The organism is Desulfonatronospira sp. MSAO_Bac3, from assembly GCF_003838035.1.
GTDB classification, from domain to species: Bacteria; Desulfobacterota; Desulfovibrionia; order Desulfovibrionales; family Desulfonatronovibrionaceae; genus Desulfonatronospira; species Desulfonatronospira thiodismutans.
Genome location: NZ_QYZY01000063.1, coordinates 1 through 1,525, shown reverse-complemented (window position 1 = coordinate 1,525; position 1,525 = coordinate 1). Strand labels below are relative to the sequence as shown.

Below are 1,525 nucleotides of genomic sequence, written 5' to 3'. Positions count from 1 at the left end.
ATCCAGGATGGCAGGTGGCCAGCTCCCTGCTCCAGTCGTAGGAGTATCCGAGCCTTTTGAGCTCGCTGCGCATGTAGTCGATGTTCTGGTAGGTCCAGTGGGCTGGATGGGTGTTGTTCTTTATAGCCGCGTTTTCCGCGGGCATGCCGAAAGCGTCCCAGCCCATGGGATGCAGGACGTTGTACCCCTGCATCATTTTCATCCTGGCCACCACGTCTCCGATGGAATAGTTGCGCACGTGGCCCATGTGGATACGCCCGGAGGGATAGGGAAACATTTCCAGCACGTAGTACCTGGGTCTGTCAGTCTCCTTGTGAGTGACTTCAAAGGTTTTGTGCTCCTCCCATATCTGCTGCCACTTTTTTTCTGTCTCCTCGGGACTGTACCTGCGTTCCTGCATTTAGCGCCTTCCTTAAAGTCTTGTTTGGCAACTGTTTGTCATGCTCCCTTCCTGACACCCAGCCTGTGCCACAGGTCCCACTGTATTCTTGGCGGTCTGTTCTTTACCGGGGGACTGGTCTCCTGAACCGTAAAATCATAATGGCTGCGCAGGCAGATGTTTGTTTCCCTGCGGTGCCACGAGTCCAGGACCTCCCGGACCAGATGGTCATCATTGCCGGTGGCGAAGACGAACACCGAGTCCATCCGGAAATGCGGCCAGAAAAGATCCCCCCAACTGGCCAGAGACCTGTCCAGGGGCAAATTGAATACCTGCACCAGGTCATGTGTATTTACGCACCACCTGGTTTGCCTGAGCCCCTTGATGCATGCGGAAAGCTCCAGGACCCAGCTGGTGTGGTCCTGGTCTTTCTGCAGGGGAAAAAAAAGCTCCCAGAGCTGTCCATGCTCACCGGGCCAGGATCTTAAAAGCGGTCCGCTGCTTTTTTCATGGGCCGGCAGAGCAAAACCAAGCCTGGCAAAAATTATGGGGCAGGAATCAAGATCTTGCGTCAGTCCCAGATTGATCATGCCTTATCTCCCTGGCAACAGCGTCCAGGATGCCGTTGACAAAATTGCGTGAATTGTTGTCCCCGAATGTCTTGGCCAGTTCAATGGCCTCGTTGATGGCCACTTTCACCGGGATATCCTCCCTGCAGATCATTTCGTAGACAGCCAGGCGCATTATAGTCAATTCTACCATGGCGATGCGCTTGACTTTCCAGTTCTGGGAGTGCCGCCCGATATTAGCGTCAAGCTCTTCCAGGTTGTCCCGGACTCCGTTTACCAGCTGCAAAGCGTAGGACAAATCTTTCTGGTCCACTGTGTCCTGGTCATTTTTGAAGTGATCAAAGGTTGCAGGCAGCCCGCTGCCTGTCTGATCAAAGTTCAGGGAGTAAAGGATCTGAAAGGCGAATACCCTTTGGGCATGCCTTGAATACTTTTGCCTGGGGCTGTTTGTTTTTTTGGACATTTGCTGTCAGACAGGGTTAATCCACCTGCTCCATGACCCGGACAAGTTCCAGAACGGCTGCTGCTGCCTCAACTCCCTTGTTGCCGGCCTTGCTCCCGGCCCTTTCAATGGCCT

Annotated in this window: 3 protein-coding genes and 1 pseudogene; all 4 read right to left on the bottom strand. The window is 53.8% G+C overall.

Translation table 11 applies throughout. The features are described 5' to 3' along the window. Window positions 1–400: class I tRNA ligase family protein (locus D5S03_RS02320; protein ID WP_287042566.1), on the bottom strand; the 400-nt coding region annotated here is incomplete at its 3' end. A gap of 38 nt (window positions 401–438) precedes the next feature. After that, window positions 439–969, bottom strand: a complete 531-nt coding sequence (locus D5S03_RS02315; protein ID WP_287042565.1) for a hypothetical protein — start codon at window positions 967–969, stop codon at window positions 439–441. Then, a complete protein-coding gene (gene nusB / locus D5S03_RS02310; protein WP_287042564.1) occupies window positions 938–1,411 on the bottom strand; it encodes a transcription antitermination factor NusB in 474 nt (157 codons plus the stop codon). Before nusB ends, D5S03_RS02315 begins: the two co-directional genes overlap by 32 nt. 16 nt (window positions 1,412–1,427) lie before the next feature. Next, window positions 1,428–1,525: pseudogene (gene ribH, locus D5S03_RS02305) on the bottom strand (6,7-dimethyl-8-ribityllumazine synthase); the annotation flags it as partial.

Bases quoted from the DNA above. Each gene is read 5' to 3' on its own strand.
- nusB (WP_287042564.1), bottom strand. From the start codon at position 1,411: ATGTCCAAAAAAACAAACAGCCCCAGGCAAAAGTATTCAAGGCATGCC.
- D5S03_RS02315 (WP_287042565.1), bottom strand. From the start codon at position 969: ATGATCAATCTGGGACTGACGCAAGATCTTGATTCCTGCCCCATAATT.